Raw genomic sequence first — 20,963 nt, forward strand, 5'->3', positions numbered from 1 at the left:
TCCTTGGGTCCATAAACCTTCCTTTTGGCATGGTTGTCGCGGCGACGGACCCGTTCTATGATGGGTTTTGTCGTGCCGCCGGGAAGGAAGGCCGTTTCAGTGCGCAGCAGCGCAGTCCTGTTGGGGGGGCGACGCCCGGCTTCTCTGCCCAAGGAGAGACTCTATGATTGCATTTACGCTCAACGGTCGGCCGACCACGGTCGAGGTCGACCCGGGTACGCCCTTATTGTGGGTGCTGCGCGACCAGCTGCAGCTCAGGGGGACCAAATACGGCTGCGGCATCGCCCAATGCGGTGCGTGCACGGTGCATCTCGACGGGCGAGCGATTCGTTCCTGTCTCACGCCGGTGTCGATGGTGAGCGGCAAGCGCGTCACCACCATCGAAGGGGTGGGCGAGACGCCGGTCGGCCGCGCCATCCAGAAGGCCTGGCAAGAGGTCGACGTGCCCCAGTGCGGCTATTGCCAGTCGGGACAGATCATGGCGGCCGCGGCTCTGCTTGCCGAGCATCCGCGTCCGAGCGAGGCGCAGATCGTTGCCGCGATGGACGGCATTCTCTGCCGTTGCGGTACGTATAACCGGATCCGCAAGGCGATTCTCGAGGCCGCGGCAGGGGGTGCGTGATGTTTTCGCTCAATGAACTCCAGCGTCCGGCGCGACGTAAATTCCTGCGTGACCTGGCCGTGCTCGGCGGCGGATTGGTGATCGGTTTTCGTCTGCCCGAGAAGGGAGGGCGCGCCTGGGCGGTCGAGGAAGCGGTGGCTGGGGCGGCGAAGGTCTATCCGCCGAATGCCTTCATCCGCATTGCCCCGGACGACTCCGTCACGCTCATCGTGAACAAATCCGAGATGGGCCAAGGGGTCTATACCTCGCTGCCGATGCTGATCAACGAGGAGCTCGATGCGCCTTGGGCGCGCATCCGCATCGAGCCGGCGCCGGTGGCGGCGGTCTATAACCATACCCAGTTCGGCTTGCAGCTCACGGGCGGGAGCACTAGCGTCGCGTCCTCTTGGGAGCAGCTGCGGCGCGTCGGGGCGAGCGCGCGTCTTCTCTTGATCGAGGCGGCAGCCCGGCGTTGGGGGGTACCGGCCACTGCCTGCAAGGCCGAGAATGGGCGCATCTTCCATCCCGCCGGCAGCACGTCCCTGAGTTACGGGGAGGTCGCGGAAGAGGCGGGCAAACTGCCTTTGCCGAGTGAAGTGCCGTTGAAGGATCCGAAAGATTTCAAATGGATCGGTAAGTCACTCAAACGCCTCGACACGCCGGAGAAGATCACCGGTAAGGCGGTTTTCGGCATCGACGTGCGCCTGCCCGACATGCTGACGGTACTGGTGGCGCGATGCCCTGTGTTCGGCGGCAAGCTCAAGCAGTTCGATGCCACTGAGGCGCTGAAAGTCCCCGGCGTGGTCGGCGTCTATGAAGTCCCGACCGGCGTGGCGGTGGCGGCCAGCGGTTTCTGGCCGGCAAAAACGGCGCGCGACTTGTTGCAGATCGAGTGGGACGAAGGCGAGGGGGCAGCGCTCTCGACGGCGAAGCTGCGGGAATCGTATTTCGCGCTCGCTCGCACCCCAGGCGCGGTGGCGCGGCGGGACGGAGACGTGGTGTCTGGTTTCAAGGCGGCGGTGAAGACGGTGCATGCCGAGTACGAAGTGCCGTATCTGGCCCACGCGCCGATGGAGCCGCTCAACGTCACCGTCGACCTGCGCCCCGATCATTGCACCATCTGGACCGGTACGCAGTCGCAGACGCTCGATCGCATGGCGGCTGCTGCGGTGTCGGGATTACCGCCCGAGGCGATCGAGATTCACACCACTTATCTCGGCGGCGGCTTCGGTCGACGGGCGAACCCTCATGCCGATTTCGTCACCGAGGCGGTGCAGGTCGCCAAGGCGGTCGGCAGGCCGGTGCAGGTGATCTGGACGCGTGAAGACGACCTGCGCGGTGGTTACTACCGCCCGATGTGGGTCGATGTGATCGAAGCGGCGATCGGCAAGGGCGGCAAACCCGTGGCGTGGAAACATACGATCGTCGGTCAGTCCATCATGGAAGGCACGCCGATGGCGGCAGTGATGATCAAGGACGGGGTCGATGCCGCCTCGGTCGAAGGGGCGGCGACGATTCCTTACCTGATCCCGAACGTTCAGGTGGAATTGCATAGCCCCAAGAACCCTGTGCCGGTGCAGTGGTGGCGCTCGGTGGGGCATTCGCACACGGCCTTCGTCGTCGAGACGATGATCGACGAGTTGGCTCACCTCGCGCGCCAGGATCCGGTGAAATTCCGTCTGAGCTTGCTGCCGCGTACTTCGCGCCATCATGCCGTGCTGCAGTTGGCGGCGCAGAAAGCGGGATGGGGCAAGGTGAAACCTGCGCCGGGTCATGCCTTCGGCGTGGCGGTGCATGAATCCTTCGGTAGCGTCGTGGCCGAAGTGGCCGAGGTTTCGCTGGAAAACGGCCAGGTGCGGGTACATCGCGTGGTGGCGGCGGTCGACTGCGGCCGGGTGATCAATCCCGACGGGGTGGTGCAGCAGATCGAAGGTGGGATCGTCTATGGACTGGCTGCCGCGCTGCACGGCGAGATCACGCTCGAGGGAGGTCGGCCGGTGCAGTCGAACTTCCATGATTATCCCATTCTGCGCCATTCCGAGATGCCCCAGGTGGAAGTGCACCTCGTGCCGAGCGAAGCACCGCCGAGCGGCGTGGGCGAACCGGGCACGCCGCCCATCGCGCCGGCGGTAGCCAATGCACTTTTCGTCCTGACGGGGAAACGCGTGCGGCGATTGCCCTTGGCGCGTGAAACCTTTGCTTGAATCGAGAGAAATCGCCGCCCTGGTGCTGGCGGCCGGCCGGGCGCGGCGTTTCGGGGCGGACAAGCGGCTGGTGCTGCTCGAAAATGAGGGGCAGGTCCAGCCGCTCATCGTCCACGCGCTGCGACCTTGGTTCGCGGTCTTCGCCAAGGTTGCGGTGGTGCTGCGGCCGGACGACGGCGAAGTGCGGCGTGTCTTGGTCGATGCGTTCGCGGATCGCGTGCAGTGCGTCGAATGCCTGCGTGCCGACGAGGGGATGGGGCATAGCCTCGCCGCGGGCGTCGCCGCGACCGCCGAGGCTCGCGGTTGGGTCGTCGGGCTGGCCGACATGCCCTGGGTACCAACCACCGCGATCGCTGGGGTGCGCGACGCGCTCATGTCCGGTGCCGCGCTCGCGGCAGCGTATCGTGCCGCTCGACGGGGGCATCCCGTCGGTTTTTCTGACCGTTATCGGCAAGAACTGATGGATTCGACGGGTGACGTGGGGGCCCGTCTTTTCTTCCAACGCGATGCCGAGCACGTCGTTCGTGTCGCGATCGACGATGAAGGCATTTTTGCCGACGTCGATACCCCGCAGGACCTCATTTTTTCCAGGAGTACATCATGAAGAAACCCGCCGTGACCGAAGTGCCGATCCATCCTCTGATCGCCGAGCGTTGGAGCGGTCGCGCGTTCGACGAGGCCAAAGCCGTGACGCGCGAGCAGGTGCTTTCGTTGCTGGAGGCGGCCCGTTGGGCGCCGTCGTGCTATGGCGATCAGCCTTGGCGTTTCGTCGTGTGGCACCGTACCCAGGATCCTCAGGGGTGGGGCAAGGCTTTTGCCACCTTGTGGCCGTTCAACCAGGCATGGGTGAAGCGCGCCTCGCTCCTCGTGCTGGTGTGCGCCGATCCCCTCTTCTCCTATAACGGCGAACCCAACGCCTGGGCTGAATATGATTGCGGCGCCGCGGCCGAGAATCTCTGCCTGCAAGCCGTGGCCCTGGGGTTGATGTCGCACCCCATGGCCGGATTCGACGCCCAGGCGTTGCGTACCGTGGCCGGCGTACCGGATCGCTACAAAGTGATTTCGCTCATCGCCGTGGGACATCCGGCCGAGCCGGACGTGCTCGACGGGGAACTCGCCGAGAAGGAACGCGCGCCGCGCGAGCGCAGGCCACTCACCGAGTTGTGCTTTGCCGCTGCATGGGGTAAGCCGCTGTAAAGCGATACCATTTTCTCCTCCTTCAGGACTTCCCTCCGTACTATATAATCGTGCGGCCGTCCTGGGGTGCCGATGCCATCGGCGCAGGACGGTCGGGTTCCATCAGACACGCGAGGGAGTCATGAATCATCTCACGAAGATCACGGTGGGCGCAGGTGTGCTCGCCCTTGCCACGCTCGGCCTGACGGCCTGCGAAAACATGCCGGTGAACATGGGCAGTTCTTCGGCGAAGACGGTTGCGACCGGTTCGGCCGGCGGAGCGAACAGCGACAACGCCAATGCCCAGCTCGAGCGTTGTGACCGGCCATTCGGGACGGTGGCCATCGTCGAGGACCAGCAGGCCGATTGGTACCGGTATTTGACCAATGAATACAAACTGACGTCGACGGTGCCGGTATTGCGCCTGCTGATCCAGCAGTCGAACTGTTTCATTGTGGTCGATCGCGGCCGCGCGATGAACAACATGAAACAGGAACGCGAGCTGATGCAGTCGGGTGAGCTGCGCGCCGGCAGCAATTTCGGCAAGGGGCAAATGGTGAGTGCCGACTACACCATCACGCCGGAGGTGATCTTCAGCCAAAAAGGGACGGGTGGCGTGGGCGGCGGCATGGGCGGCTGGGTCGGCGTGGCCGCCGCGGTCGCCGGCAGCATCAAGACCAACGAGGCGTCTACCTTGCTCATGCTCACCGACAATCGTTCGGGGGTCCAGGTGGCAGCGGCCGAAGGGTCGGCCTCGAACACCGATTTTGCCCTGGGTGGATTGCTCGCCGGCGGCGGGGTGGGCGGTGGTCTGGGGGGCTATACCAACACGCCCCAAGGAAAGGTGATCGCCGGAGCGTTCATGGATGCCTACAACCAGCTGGTACGGGCAGCGCGCAACTACGCGCCCCAGAGCATGGGTGACCGGCAGATGGGTACCGGCGGCCGGCTTGGGGTCGAGGGAGCCAGCCAGACCGGCGGCTATCAGGGTCAGAAAGTGTCGCTGAAGACGGCGCAGCAAAAGCTGATCCGCTTGGGATACCTCGAAGGGGCGGCCGACGGCAAGATGGGCGAGAAAACGCGCCAGGCGCTCGAGGCGTTCCAGCGTGATCGTGGCTTGCCGGTCACGGGTCGGCTCGACGAGGCTACCAGCGCCGAACTGGCGAAGTAAATCCGCATTCCTCCTCAGCAGTCTTTTTCCAGATCCTCCACCACGACCGACAGGGCGTTGGTGGAGATCAACACTTCCGCGAGCGACAGCAGTAGGGAGAGCACCAGCGCGGCGAGGCTCATGCCGAAGAGGATCTTGCCGAGCAGGGTCTCGTGCACGAAGAGTGCGCACATCGATAAGGCACAGAGCAGAAATCCCAGCACGCCGAATCCCTGCATGTATTTTATGAGCATGATTCGTCGTTTCAGGCCCGGAATCTGGCGACGGATGACTTCGGCCTTGCGATCGGGCGAGGCGTGGAGTTGCCGGATGATCTGGGCGAGCGCCAGGAAACGGTTGCCATAGGCGAGCAGCACGAGTGAGATCGCCGGGAAGAGGAGTGCGGGCGTGGTCAGGTCCATGATCCAATTTTACCTTCGCCGGCGCGCCAGTATCTCGCGGTAGAAATTGAGCACCGAGCCCTCGTCTTCGCGCTGCTGACACCAGGCGAGCGGTACGTGGGCCGGGTCCATCGGTTGCCAAGGGTCGGCGCGCGAGAATCCCGCCTGCGGCTGGCGCGCGTCCCAGGGAATGGGGGTGCGCGAAAGGTCGCGGGCGCTGCGGTTCATTTCGGCGAGGATCTCCGCCTCGGGTTGACCTTGGGCGCGCAGGGCGGCGATCCGGCGCAGGCTCAGGGGATCGCGTAGGTCGGAGAGTCGATCGAAGCGCGCATTCGGCAGCCCCAGCTCCTGCCCTTGATAGAGTACGGCGAGCCCCCGCTGCAGGTAGGTGGCGGCGGCAAAGGCTTTGGCGGCTTGGGCGCGGCGCTCGGGTGGGGCCCAGCGCGAGACGATGCGCGGCAGGTCGTGGTTTTCCAGGTAGAGCGCCGGCAATGCTCCGTGCGGGGCGAGCGCCCGGTACCAGGCGAGCGCCGTGTCGGAAAAGGCCCGGGTATCGAGCCCGGGGCGGCCTCGCGCGTCGGTCGTGTCGATGTGCCACAGCTCGAAGTGCAGCAGCGCCGACAGCGGCCCTTGGGGTTCGCCCACCCAGTCGGGCGCCTGCGTGGCGGCGATGCCGTTCGCTTCGCCCAGGGTGAGGTGATCCCGGGTGATGCCGGCGCGCTCGGTGAAGTCGCGTACCCAGTCGAGCAGTCCGGGGCGGGCGAGAAAGTGCGACCAGGCAGGCCGTGGTCCGCCCGGTTCGCCGGGCGCAACGTCGGGCAGCCCTTCGTCCTTTTTGAGCACGGTGAGTGCGTCGAAGCGAAAGCCGTCTACTCCCTCGTCGAGCCAAAACCGGGCGATCTCGGCGAGCGCCTGGCGTACCGCCGGCTTGCTCCAGTCGAGATCGGGCTGCTCGGGAAAGAAGAGGTGCAGGTAATACTCACCCGTGGCCTCGTCCCATGTCCAGGCGGGGCCGCCGAAGATGCTCTCCCAGTCGTTGGGCCGCGCACGCCAATAGTACCAGTCGCGTTTGGCTGAGGTGCGGCTTGCGCGCGAGGCGAGAAACCAGGGGTGGCGCACGCTCGTGTGATTGATCACCAGGTCGAGCAGCAGGCGCATGCCGCGGCGATGCAGCTCGTCGCGCAGGATGCGGAAGTCGGCCATCGTGCCGAAGTCCGGGTGCACGTCCAGATAGTCGCTCACGTCGTAGCCGTAGTCGGCGTTGGGCGAGGGGTGGATGGGGGCGAGCCAGATCGCATCGACGCCGAGCCAGCGCAGCTCGTCGAGCCGTTCGGTGAGCCCGGGGAGATCGCCGATGCCGTCGCCGTTGCCATCGGCGAAACTGCGGGGCCAGACGGTATAGACGACGCATTCCTGCCAGGGGCGGAAACGGGGCGACATGATGCTCGGCTCGGAAAAAGCAATGATCCCAGTGTAGCAGATGCCCGTGGCTGCCTATAATGACTCCACGATGCAGTCGGGGAGAGGGCGATGGAACGCTTGCGGGGGGTGAATCTGGGGTCGTGGCTGGTGCTCGAGAAATGGATGGTGCCCAGCCTTTTCGAGGGGGTGGACGCCACCGACGAGACGACCTGGTGCGTGGCACTGGGGGAGGAAGCTACCCCGCGGCTGCGGGCGCACTGGGCGCGTTGGATCACGCGGGAGGATTTCGCCTGGATCGCCGAACGGGGCTTGAACGCGGTGCGCATCCCGTTCGGGCATTGGGTGCTGGGGCCGCCCTATCCCTACCATCCGGTCTATGGGGCGCGGCGCGAGCCTTTCGTCACCGGCGGCATCGAGGTGCTCGACCGGGCGCTGCGCTGGGCGGCAGAATTCGGACTCAAAGTGGTGCTCGACCTGCACGCGGCCGCCGGCTGCCAGAACGGCTTCGACAACGGCGGAATACTCAACGTGTGCGACTGGCACACCAAAGCAGAATACATCGACCATTCGGTCGAACTCTTGGGGCGCCTGGCCGAGCGCTATCGCGCCGAGCCGGCGCTCTTCGCTTTCGAAGTATTGAATGAGCCGCGCTGGGACGTGCCCACGGATATATTGAAGCGCTACTACGAGCGCGCCTATGCGGCGATCCGGGCGCACTGTCCGCCCACGGTCGGCGTGATGTTCCACGACGGTTTTCGCGATTGGCACGAATATCTCGGATTCATGAATGCGCCGCCGTACGAGAACGTCTGGTTCGACGTGCACCGCTACCAGTGCTTCACGCCCGAGGATCTGGAGGCGGATATCTACGAGCACCTGCGCAAGACCGTGGTCGACCTCCGCGCGGAGGCCGATGCCATCGGGCGCGAGCTGGGGCTGCCTACGGTGTGCGGCGAATGGAGCCTCGGGCTCAAGCTGCAGGAGGTGTCGCTGTGGGCCGACGGGCCGACGACACACCCGCTCGAGGGTTTGGACGCCTTTCAGCAAGAGGTGGCGCTGCGCGGCTACGCGGCGGCGCAACTCCTCACCTTCGAGCGCTATCGCGGCTGGTTCTTCTGGAATTACAAGACCGAGACGACGCCGGCGTGGTGTCTGCGCGAGGCGGTGGCGCGAGGCTGGCTGCCGGCGCGTTTCAATTGAGGACAACGACGCGCTGTACGCCGGGATAGGGCTGGTGATGCGGCCAGAAGATCGCCAGCGTCGCGTCGGGTAGGCGCTCGCGCAGCAGCGCCACCGGGTCGAATTTGCCCGGTGCGGGCAGGGCGTCGGCCGGGGCTTCGTAGAACACCCACGCGGGCCGTTCGAGCAGGGTGCGGGCGAGCGCGAGCCGCTGCTGGACCGGCGCGGTCAGGGTGCGGTTCCAGTCGTCGCGCTCGTCGAGCCGCTCGACGAGTGACTCCGCCCCCACGGCCTGCAAGATGTCGACGACGATCTCCCGCTCGACTTCCGCGGGATCTCGCGGATAGGTGAGGGCGGCGATGAGCGGCCCTTCGGGCAGGAAGGGGCGCTGTGGTACGAAGGAAAGCGTCTCCCCATCGGGCAACACGATGTTGCCCTGTCCCCAGGACCAAACACCAGCGAGCGCTTTCAGGAGCGCGATGCCGGCATTGGGGTCGCCCACGAGCTGCACGGTTTCGCCGCGGCGTAGCGTGAGCGAGAAATTTTCCAGTACCGGGTGACCATTGGGCAGGGTCAAAGTGAGCCGCTCGATCACCAGCTGCCCCGGAGGACCGACGCTGCGACAGACCTGCCCCGGCAGGCACAGCCGTTCGATCGTTTCGAGCTCGGAGAGATCGTGATGGAGCGCCGCGGCGCGTTCGATCGAGGCGCGGCAGCGGGCGATGTCGCCCATGCTGTGGATGGGCCAGGAGAGCGCATTGGTGAGCCGCTCGAAGGCTTGGGCCGCCTGCATCAGCATGCCGAGCGTGAGCGTGCCGGCGATGTAGTGCGGTGCGAGCACGAGAATGGGGAAGACCGGCAGGAGCGTTCCATAGGCGGTGGAAAATGAGACGAGCCCGAGGTAACCGAGGGACTGTTTCCACCAGGTACGCGCGAGCGCGTCGAACCGCTCGCGCGTCAGGCGGCGCTCGGAGGCTTCGCCTTGGGCGAGCGCGATCGCTTCCGACTTGTCGCGGATGTGCGACAGTCCGTAGCGGAAGTCGGCTTCGCGCGACTGATGCTGGTCGGTGGCCCGGGTGAGCGGCCGGCCCAGCAGCACCCCGGTGATCGTGCCGATGCCGGCATAGGCAAGCGCAAGCCAGACCATGGTGCCCGGGGGCGAGGCGTGCGGTTCGGCGCCGACCACCCACAGCACGTCGACGAAGAGCACGATGGAGGCGAGTGAGTAGAGCAGGGAATGGAAGAGTTCGACGGCCACTTCCGTGGCGATGCGCACGTCTTCGGCGATGCGGGCGTCGGGATTGTCGTGGGCGCCGGGCAGGTGACGCAGTCGGTGATGGTGTCCCCGGCTGAGCCAGCTCTCGAGCAGCTGCTCGGTGAGAAAGCGCCGCCAGCCGAGTTGCCAGCCGCGTTTGACGAGGAGGTGGACACCCGTGACGGCCACGCTCAGAAGGAGAATGGTGAGGAAGGTGGTGATGAGCGCGGGCAGTTCGACGAGGTTGCGGTTTTCCAGCGCATCGAAGAGCGCCCGTTGCCAGTGGTTGGTCCATAGCGCCAGGCCGACTTGGGCAAGGGTGAGGACCACGAGTACCAAGGCACCACCCCAGGCCCGCGGTCGACGGTAGTAGCGCAGCCCCAGCAGGAGGAAAGGCAACAGCGGAACGGGAGTGGCCGGTGTGCTCATGCTTGGCCTTCGACGAGCAGGCGGCAGGCGAAAGCGGCCGCGCCCTTCAGACCCAGCAATGGGTCCTCCGCGAGCAGGATCGGCAGCGTGGCGAGTACCCCGGCATGACGTTCCTTGGCGGCGAAGGCGGCGCGGAAGGCCGGCGCATCCAGCCAGGGGCGCATGGCCGCGGCGAGTGCGCCGACGAGGTAGACCCCATCCAGAGTCCAGCCGATGAGGGCGAGATCGCCGGCGCAGGCGCCCAGCGCGCGCACGAAGGTATGCACCGCCGTTTCGGCGAGGGGGTCCCCTTTCCCTGCTGAGGCGACGAGGGCTGGGGCATCCGGCCAGGGCGCGTTTTGGCCGCGTTCGGCAGCAAAAAAGGCGGCAAGCCGCACCAGACCGGGACCGCAGAGCAGGCTCTCCCAGGAGGCGATGCGCCCTTCGCGGGCGAGCCAGGCGCTCCAGGCGGTGAGGAAAGGAGGGTCGAATCCCCCGCAATCGGCGTGTCCGCCTTCGCTGGGGAAAACGCCCAAGGTCTCGCCCTCGCGCAGGAAGAATCCCATGCCCAGTCCCGTGCCGGGGCCGAGCACGGCGGCAAGCCCCGGTCGGTGTTCTCCTTTTTGCAGGACGTGCAGCGTCTCGGGTGGGGCGGTGGCGAGGCCGTATGCTTGGGCGGCGAAGTCGTTCATCAATTCGACCCGCGGCCAGTCGTAGCGGGCGCTCAGGGCATCGGCGTCGATCGTCCACGGACGATTGGTCAGCCTCGCCCGCCGTCCGGTCACGGGGCCGGCGAGCGCGATCACGGCGAGTTTCGGTTCGGCGCCCGGGGGACATTCGGCGAGGAAAGCCTCGAGGGCTGCGTCGAAATGGGGAAAGTCGTCGTCCGCGAACACGCGCTGGGACAGCGGTTCCCAAGGCGAATCCCCGCCGGACCCACGCCAACGCGCGAGGAGGAAACGGGCGCGCGTACCGCCGACGTCGGCGGCGAGAAAAAGTGGTGCGGCCGTAGGAGTCATGTCTCGGCTCCGTAGGGCAAAAAGCGCGCGCGCCACAGGGTTTGCCATTCTTCGCGGGGAAAAGGGGCCACGAGGGCGGCGGCCACGCGGGCGGCGGGCGCGGAGAGAATGCCGGCGGGGAAGGTGCCCAGGCGCTCGTCGACGGGGTGCGGGAGCACCGGCCCCTGGCCACAGCGGCTCGCGCGTACCACCAGGAGCCCGGACGCGGTCGCATCGGCGATCGCCGCTTCCCAGCGTTCGGGCACGCTGCCGTGGCCGGGCAACAGCAACACCGCGGCGGCCCCTGTTTCTTGGGCCTGCCTCAAAGCCTCGGGCGCATCGAGCGCCGTGGCCGAAAGGAGGACGACCGTCGGCCAAGGGCGGGGCAAGGGCAGCGGCGAAGGGCGCTCCTCGATCGGCGGCAACAGCCAGGGGAAGGTCGTACCGAGCGCGCCCCGCGGTTCGGCGGCAAACGGCTGGAGCGCGAGCGTGTGCGCCTTGCGCAGCCCCAACGCGGGGAAGACCTCTTCGCCAAAGACGAGGAAGACGCCCGGCGGGGTGTCCGCATCGGCGGCGAGGCGGATCGCGTGCAGGAGGTTGCGCGACCCGTCGGCTCCTGCCTCGGCGGGCGGGCGCATGGCCCCGGTGAGTACCACGGGCTTGGTCGGTGCGAGGGTGAGCGCGAGCAGCGTGGCTGTTTCTTCCAAGGTGTCGGTGCCGTGGGAGACGACGAGGCCGGCGAATTGGGGACGCGCGAGCGCTTCCGTGATCGCCGTGTGCAGCCTCAGCCAATGCTGCGGCGTGGCGTCTTTGGAATCGATGGCGTAGGGCGAGGCGCACTCGATTTCGGCGTACCGAGCTGCTTCGGGGAGCGATTCGAGCAAGGTTTCGGGCGAGAGCGCTCCGGCGCGGTACGCGATGCCCCGGCCGGCGGCGGCGACGGTGCCGCCGGTGGCGAGCCAAAGCAGACGCGGGCGAGGAGGTGCGGCCATGGGGAGTGCACTGAAATGCTGTCGTGGAAGTTTAACAGTTCGTTCCCATGGCGCGACGGCTTTGCAGCGCCTCATTCCTGTAGGACGCATGGTTTTCGCAGCGAAACCGCCACGAACGGAGCGCGGTTCACCCCGGGGTCGACTGGAGTGCGTCCTTTGCGCGCTGCTGGTGGCGCCACAGCTCGGCGTAGCGTCCTCTCCGCGCGAGCAGCTCGGCATGCCGCCCGCGCTCGACGATGCGCCCTTCTTCGAGCACCAGGATCTCGTCGGCGTGCATCACGGTGGACAGACGGTGCGCGATCACCAGCGTCGTGCGCCCTTGGGCGATGCGTTCGAGCTGTTCCTGGATGGCGCGCTCGGTGGCTGAATCGAGCGAGGACGTGGCTTCGTCCAGCACCAGGATGCGGGGGTTTTTCAGCAGCACGCGGGCGATCGCCACGCGCTGCTTCTCGCCGCCGGAGAGCTTGAGTCCGCGCTCGCCCACCCGAGTCTCCAGACCCTCGGGCAGACGGGCGACGAGCTCGTCGAGCCGGGCGGCGCGGATCGCGGCCCAGACTTCCTCGTCGCTCGCCTCGGGCCGGCCGTAGCGGATGTTGTAGCCCAGCGTGTCGTGGAAGAGCACCGTCTCTTGCGGCACGATGCCCACGGCACGGCGCAGGCTCTCCTGCTTCAGGTGGCGCACGTCGATGCCGCCCACGCGTACCGCCCCGCCGGTGACGTCGTAGAAACGAAAAAGGAGCCGCACCAGCGTGGATTTGCCGGCGCCGGAAGAACCGACGACGGCGACGGTACGCCCGGCGGGCAGGGTGAAATCGACGTCGTGCAGGATGGGGCGGTTGGGATCGTAGTGAAAAGAGACCCGTTCGAAACGCACGTCCAGCGGTCCGTCGGGGAGCTCGATCGCGTCGGGGGCGTCGCGCACTTCCTCTTTTTCGTCGAGTAGGGCGAAAAGGCGTTCCAGGTCGACCAGCGCCTGGCGCAGCTCGCGGTAGACCACGCCGAGAAAGTTGAGCGGCAGGTAGAGCTGCAGCAGGAAGGCGTTGACGAGCACGATGTCACCCAGGGTCATCGCCCCGGACTGCACGCGCGCCGTGGCGAGCCCCATCATGGCGACCACTCCGGCGGTGATGATGGCCGCCTGGCCGAGATTGAGCCCGGAGAGCGAGAGCTGGTTGCGGATTGCGGTTTCCTGCCAGCGTTCGAGATCCTGGTCGTAGCGGCGCCGTTCATAGGCTTCGTTGGCGAAGTACTTCACCGTCTCGTAGTTGAGCAGCGCATCGACGGCGCGGCTGTGGGTCTGTGCGTCGATCTTGTTGAGCCGGCGGCGCTGCACGGTGCGCCAGTTGGTGACGACGATGGTGAAGACGACGTAGGTGATGAGCGTGGCGAGCGTGATCGCGCCGAAGGCCGGTTCGTAGCGCGCGAAGAGGATGGCGAGCACGAGCGTGATCTCCACCAGCGTCGGGGCGATGGAGTAGAGGGTGAAATTGATGAGGCTGCCGATGGCGCGCGTGCCGCGCTCGAGATCGCGGGTGAGCGCCCCGGTCTGCCGTTCGAGGTGAAAGCGCAGCGACAGGGCGTGCAGGTGGGAGAAGACTTCGAGCGACAGCGCGCGCACCGCGGCTTGGGTGACCCGCGCGAAGAGGAGCTCGCGCAGTTCGGTGAACAACGAGGTGCCGAAACGCGCGAGCCCGTAGGCGAAGACGAGGGCGAGCGGCGGCAAGGCCCAGCGCGGCGCTTGCGGCGGCAGCGACAGGAAATCGACCAGCTCCTTGAAGAGGAGCGGCACGGCGACGTTGGCGAATTTCGCCGCGATCAGCGCGGCGAAGGCGCCGAGCACCCGCCAGCGATAACGCCAGAGGTAAGGCCACAGCCGTGCGATCGTCTCACGCAGGTGCAAAGGGCGAGTCGCGCCCTCGGCCGGTGGCGGCAGGGACGAATGCGCCCGCATCGTTCAGGTCGGCTGGGCCGCGGCCTCGCGGTAGCGGCGCAGCAGACGCAGGAGCTCGTCTTCGTCGTAGGGCTTGCCGAGATAGGCGTTGGCCCCCAGCGCCATCGCGTGCGTCTGGTGCTTCTCGGCGAGCCGAGAGGTGATGAGCACGACCGGGAGGTCGCGCGTGCGCGCGTCGGCCCGGATCTGGCGCAACAGCTCGAAGCCGTCCATGCGCGGCATCTCGATGTCGGAGAGGATCGCCACGGGCAAGTGCTCCAGGGAGGCGAGCTTCTCCAGCGCATCCATGCCATCTTTGGCGAGGACGACCTCGTAACCTGCCCGTTCGAGGAGCCGCCCGGTGATGCGCCGCACGGTGAGCGAGTCGTCGACCACGAGGACCAAGGGTTTTGCTTGGAAAATGCCGTTCGATTGATCCGAAGCCTCGGCCACGGTCGCTTGGGTGGGGGTACGTGCGAGTGCCACGGGGTTGAGGATGAGCGTGATTTCCCCATCGGCGAGCAGCGTCGCCCCGAGCATGCCGGCGATGCGCTTGAGATGCGGCCCTGCTGGTTTGGCGATGACTTCTTGACTACCGGCGAGCTCATCAATGTGCAGTGCGAGTCGCTCTTCGCCGGAGGCGAGCAATACCACCCAGTTACGTCGCTCCAGGGGCTCGACCTGATTCGGACGATCGAGGAGATGAGGGAGATAGCGCAACGGATAGGTTTTTTCTTGCCAAATGACATGCCCCATCTGCTGCGCGGCGCGGAGCGCCTCGGCGGGGAGGTGCTCGGTTTGAACGATCAGGTTGGCTGGAATCGCCCAGCGGCGCTCGAGGGCACGCACGAGCAGTGCCTGCGTGATCGCCAGGGTGACGGGGAGCAGGATGCGGAAAGTGGTGCCGTGGGCGGGGGCGCTCACGAGGTCGATGCGACCACCCAAAGCCTGGATTTCGCTGTGGACGACGTCCAGCCCCACGCCGCGGCCGGCGATCTGGCTGAGCTCGCTGGCGGTGGAGAATCCGGGCAGGAAGACGAGCCGTGCGAGGCTTGCCTCGTCGGGTCGAGCGTCGGGGGAAAGCAGCCCGGCGGCGCGGGCACGCTCGAGGATGGCGGCGTAATCGAGGCCGCGGCCGTCGTCTTGTACCAAGAGTTCGATTTCGCTGCCGAGATTGCGTACGGCCAGCGTGATTTGGCCGAATTCGGCTTTGCCGGCGGCTCGCCGTTCCTCGGGGGACTCGATGCCGTGGGCAACGGCGTTGCGCAGGAGATGCTCGAGCAACGGCACCATGCGCTCGAGGAGCGCCCGGTCGAGGGCGATCTGCCCCCCCTCGATGTCCAGGTTGACGCGTTTGCCCAACTCCTTGGCCGTCTGGCGCACGACCCGGTGTAGGCGCGCGGCGACGCTGGCGACTGGCGCCGAACGAACCTGCATCAGTTCGCGCTGTACCTCGCGGGTGAGCCGCGCTTGCTGGTTGAGGGCGAATTCGGCATGGTCGAGGTGCGAGAGGGCGCTTTGTTGGATGGTGGCGACGTCGGCGATTCCTTCGGCGAGCAGGCGCGTGAGTTCCTGCAGACGCGTGTAGCGATCGAGCTCGAGCGGATCGAACTCGGCGTGTGCCGCGTCGGCCGTGTGGATGCGCGTCTGCATCTGCGTCTCGGCCTGGATCTCGAGCTCGCGAAGATGGGAGCGCAGACGGATGACGTCGTCGGTGAGCTCGAGCACGGCGGTGCGTAGGGCGTGGAGATCCTGTTCGGCACGGGCGCGCAAGATGCCGATCTCGCCGGTGTCGTTGACCAACCGGTCGATGGTACTGGCCTGGACGCGTAAGGTGACGTGGGGGGACTCGAGCGCTTCGCGGGGCGCAGGGGAAGGTAACGGTTCGGCGCTCGGGACGGCGGGTGAGGGCATTTCCTCCGGTGCCGGCGCATGCGGCGTGGCAAGGCGGCGGAAGAGTGCATAGGCGGCTTCGATGCCGCTGCGAGCGACCTCGCGAGCCACGGGCCCGGCTTCCTTGAGTTCTTGTTCCAGGCGGTGGATGTGTTCGCCGAGCTCCAGCGCTCCGGCCATGCGGGCGCTGCCTTTGAGGGTGTGCAGGGTGCGTGCGATGGCTGCGACGTTTTGCTCGTCGCTCGTCTCGTCCCAACGATTGAGCTGCTCGAAGAGGCTCTCGAAGAGCGTTTCGCCCTCGTCGAGGAAGACCGGCAGGAGTTGCTGGTCGATTTCCTGGGCGACTTCTTCCGCAGGAGGCGCTGCTCGGACCGTTTCCGGCGACACCGTGGGGGGGGCGGTTTCCGCCTCGACTTCGGGGGCGGCGGGTTGGGGTGGAGGTGCCGCCGCCTGGGGAACGGTGCCGACGGCTTCGATGGCGGGCAAGAGGTCGTGGGGCGGCTCGGGCAGTTGGCCGGCTTCGACGCGCTCGAGCGCGGCAGCGAGTCGTTCGGCGGCCCTGCGCAGGATGTCGCGCTCTTGCTCGTCGGGGGCTCGCTGCATTTTGGCGAGCCGTTCGAGCGCGAGCTCGAGCGCCCGACCCAGCTCGTGCATCTCGAAGACTTTGGCGGTGGCCGAGATGCCGGCCAGCGTGTGGACATGTCGTACGAGGGGCTCATCGGGCGTCTGGGCCGGTTCCTCGTCGAGGTAGCGGCGCAGGGCCGCGAGCCGTTCGCGCGCTTCCTGGCGGAAGGCGTCGAACACGGCGCGCGAGATGCTGCGATCTCCGAAGACGTGCTTGGGAGGTTCGGCCGGGGGCACGGTTTCGGCCGCAAGGGGGGCGTCTGGGCTCTCGAGGGTGCGCAAGCGTTCGGCTTCGGCTACGAGCGCGGGGACCGCTTCTGGGGCTTCGAGTCGGCCGGCGGCAATCGCCTCCACCCAGTCGGCGAAAAGGTGATGTGCCTGCCGGAGTAGCTGCAGCAGTACCGGCGTGGCTGGCCATTGGCGCTGTAGCCAAGCGTTGAGGGTCTGCTCCAGTGCCCAAGCGCATTCGCCGAGCTCGGTCAGGCCGACCATGCGGCCACTGCCCTTGAGCGTGTGGATGCTGCGACGCACTTCCGTGAGTGCGTCGATATCGTCCGGTCGTTCCCGGAGCTCGGGAAGGCGACGTTGCAAGGTGGCGAGGACTTCACGCGCCTCTTCGAGGAAGATGTCGAGCAATTCGCTCTCGACTGCCGTTTCTTTTTGTGCTTCGCCAGGCGGTGCAGGAATGGGTTGGGCCTGTTGCTCGAAAAGGGAGGACGGCGTTGGTTCCTGGGTGAGTGCCGGCGATTCTTGGGGGGGCGTTTCTTCCTCGAACAACAAGTCGGTACCTAGCGTTCCTGCCTCCTCGGCGAAGAGTTCTTGCAAGGGAACGGCGGTGGCCTGGGGAACGGATGCCGTGGATTCCTCGAGGGATTCACCGCGCGCCAAGGCTTCGGCTCGGGTATGGAGATAGGCAAGCGTCTCGACGAGCTGATGCTGCTCGGTGTCTTCAAGGCTGCCGTGTTCGGCCAGGCGTTCGACCAACGGGGGCAGCTGGGCGAGTGCCTTGGCCTCTTCATCGGCACCGATGAGCAGTAAAGTGGCGCGTGCCTCCGCGAGGAGGCGATTGACGTGGGCTTTGTCGAGGAGCTCGGTCGGATCGCGATAGTAGCGGTCGAGCAGGGTTTCGGCTTCGGCCAGAAGGCGCGAGAGTTCTTTGCCAATGCTGCGGCTATCGGCTTCGGTGGCTTGGGCCTCGATTTCGGGGAGAGGACGACCCTCGACGAAAGCGCGCAAGCGCTCGATCTGAGTTTGGAGGCGATGCTCGGTGCGTTCGTCCCAATGGGCGGAGCGGCAGTAAGCGGAAAGGACGAGGAGCGTGCGGGCGAGCTCCAACTGGGCCTGAGCAGCGAGGGATTCGTTGGGTTGCTCTTCCATCCACAGGACGAGTGTAGCCAGCGCTTCGATGGCCTGATCGATACTGGCTCGTCCTAGGGGGTGGGCGAGCCGGCGCAGAGCGTCGAGCTCTTGGTTGAATGTCCCGAGAGGAGAGCCAGACACCTGAGTGAGCCGCTCCCAGTGCTCGATCAGCCGGTCGATCCTCTCTGCCAGGGTGTCGAGCTGAGCACGGAAAGGGATCTCGGCCAGAGGAAGGTCTTGGTCTTCCAGCGCTTCGGCGAGCCGCCAGTGTTCGTGCAGCAACTGCTGCGCCCGGCTATGGGGTTCGAGCTGGGCGACGGGATAGGTGAGCGCTTGCAAGAGCCGTTGGGGGGGCTGGGGGAATTCGCCAGCGTGGCGCATCGTACGATGCAAATCGTGCAGGATGCGTTTGGAGACTTCATCGCGAGGCAAACGACCCTCGCGCAGTGCGTCGGCGTAGGCAAGGGCGGCCAGCCACAGCGGCTCCAGCGGTCGGCCGGCATCCAGCTTGAGGAATCCGGCGAGCGCCTCGCGTATGGGCGTGAGGGCCGCGAGGGCCTCGCGTTCGTCGACCGGTTTCAGCCAGCCGACCAAACCCTTTTCGAAGCGGCGCAGCAAGGCGGCACGGATGCGGCCTTCGTCCGAGACGACGGGCTGCGGCTGAGGCTGGATCGAGACTTCGAACTGGAAGAGATCGCTCTCCGCAGCAGCGGGTTCTCCGGCGAGCGCCGCGAGTTCGAGGTAGTGCCGGCGTAGCCGCAAGGGCTGGTCTTTGCCGGAGTGGATGAGCTCTAGGAAGTAGTTTTCCGCGGTGACGGCGGCGCGATACAGTCGCTGCAAGGCGTCCGGGTCGGGATCGGGCCGGGCGGAAACTTTCTCCAGCGCGCGCCCGAGCAGGTCGACGTACAGGGCAAAGCCTTCGAGTCCTGCGACGACGAGCGCGCCACGGGTCTCATGCAACGCAGACACCGCTTGTCGGAGCGCTTCAGGGTCGTAGTGCGTACAGGAGCGCTCACAGGCCAAGCGTGCCCCCGCGAGGACGCGTTCGACTTCGGGGGCGATCCAGGATAGGGGCTCGGGAGCTGGGCGATGCACCATGGCCTTCGTCTCGGGCGATCAGACGCGGAAACCGGCAACCGAACCGCGCAGGTCGGCGGCGAGTTCGGCCAGCGATTCGATGGAGTGAACGGTGCGTTCCGTCCCTTCCCGGGTCTGCTGCGTGATGGCGAGGATTTCCCGCATGAGGGCGGAGACCTGGGCGCCGCGTTCGGCCTGGGACTGGATGCCGTGAGCGATCTCGGTGATGCGGGTGGCGGTTTCCTTGGCGACTTGCGAGATTTCCTCGAGCGCAGCGCCGGCCGAGTCGGATAGCGCCGTACCGGCGACGACCTCGCGCGTGGCGGCCTCCATCGAGCCCACTGCGTCCTGTGTATCGGCCTGGATGGTCTTGACGATGGCGGCGATCTGTTTGGTGGCCTCGGCCGAGCGCTCGGCCAGGCGTTGCACTTCTTCGGCCACGACGGTGAAGCCGCGTCCGGCCTCGCCCGCGGCGGCAGCCTGGATGGCGGCGTTGAGCGCGAGCACGTTGGTCTGGTCGGTGATGTCGGAGATGAGTTCCACGATTTCGCCGATCTCCTGCGAGGATTCACCCAGCCGCTTGATGCGTTTGGCGGTTTCCTGGATCTGATCGCGGATGCGGTTCATGCCCTGGATGGTTTCATTCACCGCCTGCGCTCCTTTGGCCGAGGCTTCCAGTGAGCGGCCAGCCGAAGCAGCAGCGCCTTCGGCGGAAGCAGCCGTCTCGTGCAGGGCGTGGGCCATGTCTTGGACGATGTTGTCGGCCTCTTCAATCTTCCCGGTTTGCGTTTGGGCTGCCTCGAGCAGCTCGCTGGAGATGCGGCGCGCCTCTTCGGTGGAGTCGGTGATGCGTTCGGCCGTGTCGTTGATGCGGCGCACGAGCGAGCCGAGCTCTTCGATGGCGTAGTTTACCGAGTCGGCGATCGCCCCGGTGATGTCTTCGGTGACGGTGGCGCGGATGGTGAGGTCACCGTCGGCCAGGTCCGAGATCTCGTTGAGCAACTGCATGATGGCCTGCTGTGTGCGGGCATTTTCCTCTTCGAGCCGTTGGCGCTGGCTTTCGGCCTCGATCTCCCGGGCGCGGGCGTCGTCGAGATAGGTTTTGCCCAGGGCGAGAAAGACGAGGATGAGCACGATGGCTATGGCGATCATGGCCTGAGAGTGGATCGAGAGTGCGTCCGCACCGACTTGTTGCACGGTTTGGTGCAGTGTGTTCGCTTCGCCAAGTAGGCGTTCGAGTCGTTGGTTGAGGGGGCGAATGGCAGCAGCGACGTCGGGAGACTCGCCCTGGGGAATTTCGGAGAGCTTCTGCAGTTCGGTGCGCAGTTCGTTCCAGCTTTTTTGGAGCGACTCGATGTGCTCGGCAAAACGCGTATCTTCTGCGGCCAGACCCGACAACGCGCGCAGCGCCTCCTCGACCTGGCGGCGCCGGCCCTCGAGCGACTTGCGGGTTTCGTCATCGGTTTGGAGCACCCAGGGGAGGCTTCGTCCCAGATTTTGTAAGGCGTCCCGCGTCTGATCGGCCACGGCGAGGCGTTCGCGCGTGGCCGATTCGGTATGATTGGCCGAGACGGCCAAACCGACGAGCCCCAGGATCAGCACGATCAGCAGGGACGAGAGGAGCAGGATGCGTCGCCGCAGCGTTCCTCCTCCTTTCGGGCTGGGATTCGGAGCGGCGTCGGCGGCGTCAGTAGATGTGCGGGAGGAAAACAGACGAAACGCCATGGTGGGATCCTCGTTGCTCGGATACGGTCTTCGGGTTAGCTCGAACCGACGAAAGATGCGCCGGAATCGATGCCATAAAAAAGCGGATCGGTGATGAGCCGGGCTGCGTTGATCAGGATGCAAGGCCGGTCGTCATCGGGGGCACGATAGGCACGCTCGTGCCAGGGACGGGACAGCGGGTACTCCATGGGCGTGAAGGCCTCGAGGGGCCGCAGGCCGACCGCCTCGGGAATCAAGAGCGCCGTATTTTCGACGAGGCGGGTGGCCAACACCAGAAGTTGGGCGCGCTTGCCCATGGGGGTGAGGGTGCGATTCTCTAGCCAGGAGAGGTCGATCACGCCGATGAGATTACCCCGTACGTTGGCTAGTCCCCGATAGCACATGGGGGCGCGTGGCACGGGGACGAGGGCGAATTCGTTGGCGATGGCCGAGGCGTCGGTGAGCGGCAGCAGCAGCCGATGATCAGGTGCCGGCAGTATGAGCCAGTGTTCGGCGCGGGCGGCAGAAGCCAGAGCGAGCCGCTGGGCAAGCTGCTCTTGGAATTCGCGCAACGAAGTCCGTCGGGCCAT

15 protein-coding genes are annotated in these 20,963 nt (G+C 66.3%); 6 read left to right on the forward strand and 9 right to left on the reverse strand.

The genetic code is table 11. The annotated features are described in order from the left end of the window. Positions 1-163: 163 nt before the first annotated feature. The 5 genes from H607_RS0101165 to H607_RS0101185 all read left to right on the forward strand — a co-directional run bounded on the left by H607_RS0101165 (position 164) and on the right by H607_RS0101185 (position 5,152). Positions 164-622: a (2Fe-2S)-binding protein gene (locus tag H607_RS0101165; protein WP_028873910.1), complete on the forward strand. Its 459-nt coding sequence runs from the start codon at positions 164-166 to the stop codon at positions 620-622. After that, entirely contained in the window at positions 622-2,805 is a 2,184-nt protein-coding gene (locus tag H607_RS0101170; RefSeq protein WP_037989198.1) for a xanthine dehydrogenase family protein molybdopterin-binding subunit, read from the forward strand. The genes H607_RS0101165 and H607_RS0101170 overlap by 1 nt, the downstream gene beginning before the upstream one ends. Further along, positions 2,789-3,409, forward strand: coding sequence for a nucleotidyltransferase family protein (locus H607_RS0101175; protein WP_028873912.1), 621 nt, complete (start codon positions 2,789-2,791; stop codon positions 3,407-3,409). The genes H607_RS0101170 and H607_RS0101175 overlap by 17 nt, the downstream gene beginning before the upstream one ends. Next, positions 3,406-4,002, forward strand: coding sequence for a nitroreductase family protein (locus tag H607_RS0101180; protein ID WP_028873913.1), 597 nt, complete (start codon positions 3,406-3,408; stop codon positions 4,000-4,002). Before H607_RS0101175 ends, H607_RS0101180 begins: the two co-directional genes overlap by 4 nt. Before the next feature lie 121 nt (positions 4,003-4,123). Then, a complete protein-coding gene (locus H607_RS0101185) occupies positions 4,124-5,152 on the forward strand; it encodes a peptidoglycan-binding domain-containing protein (RefSeq protein ID WP_051240537.1) in 1,029 nt (342 codons plus the stop codon). A 14-nt stretch (positions 5,153-5,166) separates the two neighbouring features. Here the strand turns inward: H607_RS0101185 and H607_RS0101190 are convergent, their stop codons facing one another. Together H607_RS0101190 and H607_RS11145 are read right to left on the reverse strand one after the other, a co-directional pair. Further along, entirely contained in the window at positions 5,167-5,553 is a 387-nt protein-coding gene (locus H607_RS0101190) for a DUF2721 domain-containing protein (protein WP_028873915.1), read from the reverse strand. Positions 5,554-5,562: 9 nt separating this feature from the next. Further along, positions 5,563-6,972: an alpha-amylase family glycosyl hydrolase gene (locus tag H607_RS11145; RefSeq protein ID WP_037989278.1), complete on the reverse strand. Its 1,410-nt coding sequence runs from the start codon at positions 6,970-6,972 to the stop codon at positions 5,563-5,565. A gap of 90 nt (positions 6,973-7,062) precedes the next feature. On the opposite strand from H607_RS11145, the gene H607_RS0101200 reads away from it, so the two are divergent. Next, entirely contained in the window at positions 7,063-8,154 is a 1,092-nt protein-coding gene (locus tag H607_RS0101200) for a glycoside hydrolase family 5 protein (RefSeq protein WP_028873916.1), read from the forward strand. Here the strand turns inward: H607_RS0101200 and H607_RS11150 are convergent. The 7 genes from H607_RS11150 to H607_RS11170 form a co-directional block, all read right to left on the reverse strand. After that, positions 8,147-9,817: an ABC transporter ATP-binding protein/permease gene (locus H607_RS11150; RefSeq protein ID WP_051240538.1), complete on the reverse strand. Its 1,671-nt coding sequence runs from the start codon at positions 9,815-9,817 to the stop codon at positions 8,147-8,149. The genes H607_RS0101200 and H607_RS11150 overlap by 8 nt on opposite strands. Further along, a complete protein-coding gene (locus tag H607_RS11155) occupies positions 9,814-10,815 on the reverse strand; it encodes a glucokinase (protein WP_037989200.1) in 1,002 nt (333 codons plus the stop codon). The genes H607_RS11150 and H607_RS11155 overlap by 4 nt, the downstream gene beginning before the upstream one ends. Next, a complete protein-coding gene (locus H607_RS0101215; protein WP_028873917.1) occupies positions 10,812-11,786 on the reverse strand; it encodes an asparaginase domain-containing protein in 975 nt (324 codons plus the stop codon). The genes H607_RS11155 and H607_RS0101215 overlap by 4 nt, the downstream gene beginning before the upstream one ends. A gap of 127 nt (positions 11,787-11,913) precedes the next feature. Continuing rightward, entirely contained in the window at positions 11,914-13,737 is a 1,824-nt protein-coding gene (locus tag H607_RS0101220; protein ID WP_028873918.1) for an ABCB family ABC transporter ATP-binding protein/permease, read from the reverse strand. A 3-nt stretch (positions 13,738-13,740) separates the two neighbouring features. Continuing rightward, positions 13,741-18,690 carry a hybrid sensor histidine kinase/response regulator gene (locus H607_RS12820; RefSeq protein ID WP_051240539.1) on the reverse strand — a complete coding sequence of 1,650 codons (4,950 nt, stop codon included), beginning with the start codon at positions 18,688-18,690 and terminating at the stop codon, positions 13,741-13,743. Between the two features lie 18 nt (positions 18,691-18,708). Beyond that, the gene (locus H607_RS11165) at positions 18,709-20,394 is read right to left on the reverse strand and encodes a methyl-accepting chemotaxis protein (RefSeq protein ID WP_051240540.1); all 1,686 of its coding nucleotides are present in this window, start codon (positions 20,392-20,394) and stop codon (positions 18,709-18,711) included. A 35-nt stretch (positions 20,395-20,429) separates the two neighbouring features. Continuing rightward, positions 20,430-20,963 carry a chemotaxis protein CheW gene (locus tag H607_RS11170; RefSeq protein ID WP_051240541.1) on the reverse strand — a complete coding sequence of 178 codons (534 nt, stop codon included), beginning with the start codon at positions 20,961-20,963 and terminating at the stop codon, positions 20,430-20,432.

The sequence above is a fragment of the Tepidiphilus margaritifer DSM 15129 genome, assembly GCF_000425565.1.
Taxonomy (GTDB): Bacteria; Pseudomonadota; Gammaproteobacteria; order Burkholderiales; family Rhodocyclaceae; genus Tepidiphilus; species Tepidiphilus margaritifer.

Excerpts from the sequence above, each read along its gene's own strand:
- H607_RS0101165 (WP_028873910.1), top strand. The coding sequence starts at position 164 with ATGATTGCATTTACGCTCAACGGTCGGCCGACCACGGTCGAGGTCGAC.
- H607_RS0101170 (WP_037989198.1), top strand. The coding sequence starts at position 622 with ATGTTTTCGCTCAATGAACTCCAGCGTCCGGCGCGACGTAAATTCCTG.
- H607_RS0101180 (WP_028873913.1), top strand. The coding sequence starts at position 3,406 with ATGAAGAAACCCGCCGTGACCGAAGTGCCGATCCATCCTCTGATCGCC.
- H607_RS0101185 (WP_051240537.1), top strand. The coding sequence starts at position 4,124 with ATGAATCATCTCACGAAGATCACGGTGGGCGCAGGTGTGCTCGCCCTT.
- H607_RS0101190 (WP_028873915.1), bottom strand. The coding sequence starts at position 5,553 with ATGGACCTGACCACGCCCGCACTCCTCTTCCCGGCGATCTCACTCGTG.
- H607_RS11145 (WP_037989278.1), bottom strand. The coding sequence starts at position 6,972 with ATGTCGCCCCGTTTCCGCCCCTGGCAGGAATGCGTCGTCTATACCGTC.
- H607_RS0101200 (WP_028873916.1), top strand. The coding sequence starts at position 7,063 with ATGGAACGCTTGCGGGGGGTGAATCTGGGGTCGTGGCTGGTGCTCGAG.
- H607_RS11150 (WP_051240538.1), bottom strand. The coding sequence starts at position 9,817 with ATGAGCACACCGGCCACTCCCGTTCCGCTGTTGCCTTTCCTCCTGCTG.
- H607_RS11155 (WP_037989200.1), bottom strand. The coding sequence starts at position 10,815 with ATGACTCCTACGGCCGCACCACTTTTTCTCGCCGCCGACGTCGGCGGT.
- H607_RS0101215 (WP_028873917.1), bottom strand. The coding sequence starts at position 11,786 with ATGGCCGCACCTCCTCGCCCGCGTCTGCTTTGGCTCGCCACCGGCGGC.
- H607_RS0101220 (WP_028873918.1), bottom strand. The coding sequence starts at position 13,737 with ATGCGGGCGCATTCGTCCCTGCCGCCACCGGCCGAGGGCGCGACTCGC.
- H607_RS12820 (WP_051240539.1), bottom strand. The coding sequence starts at position 18,690 with ATGGTGCATCGCCCAGCTCCCGAGCCCCTATCCTGGATCGCCCCCGAA.
- H607_RS11165 (WP_051240540.1), bottom strand. The coding sequence starts at position 20,394 with ATGGCGTTTCGTCTGTTTTCCTCCCGCACATCTACTGACGCCGCCGAC.
- H607_RS11170 (WP_051240541.1), bottom strand. The coding sequence starts at position 20,963 with ATGGCCCGACGGACTTCGTTGCGCGAATTCCAAGAGCAGCTTGCCCAG.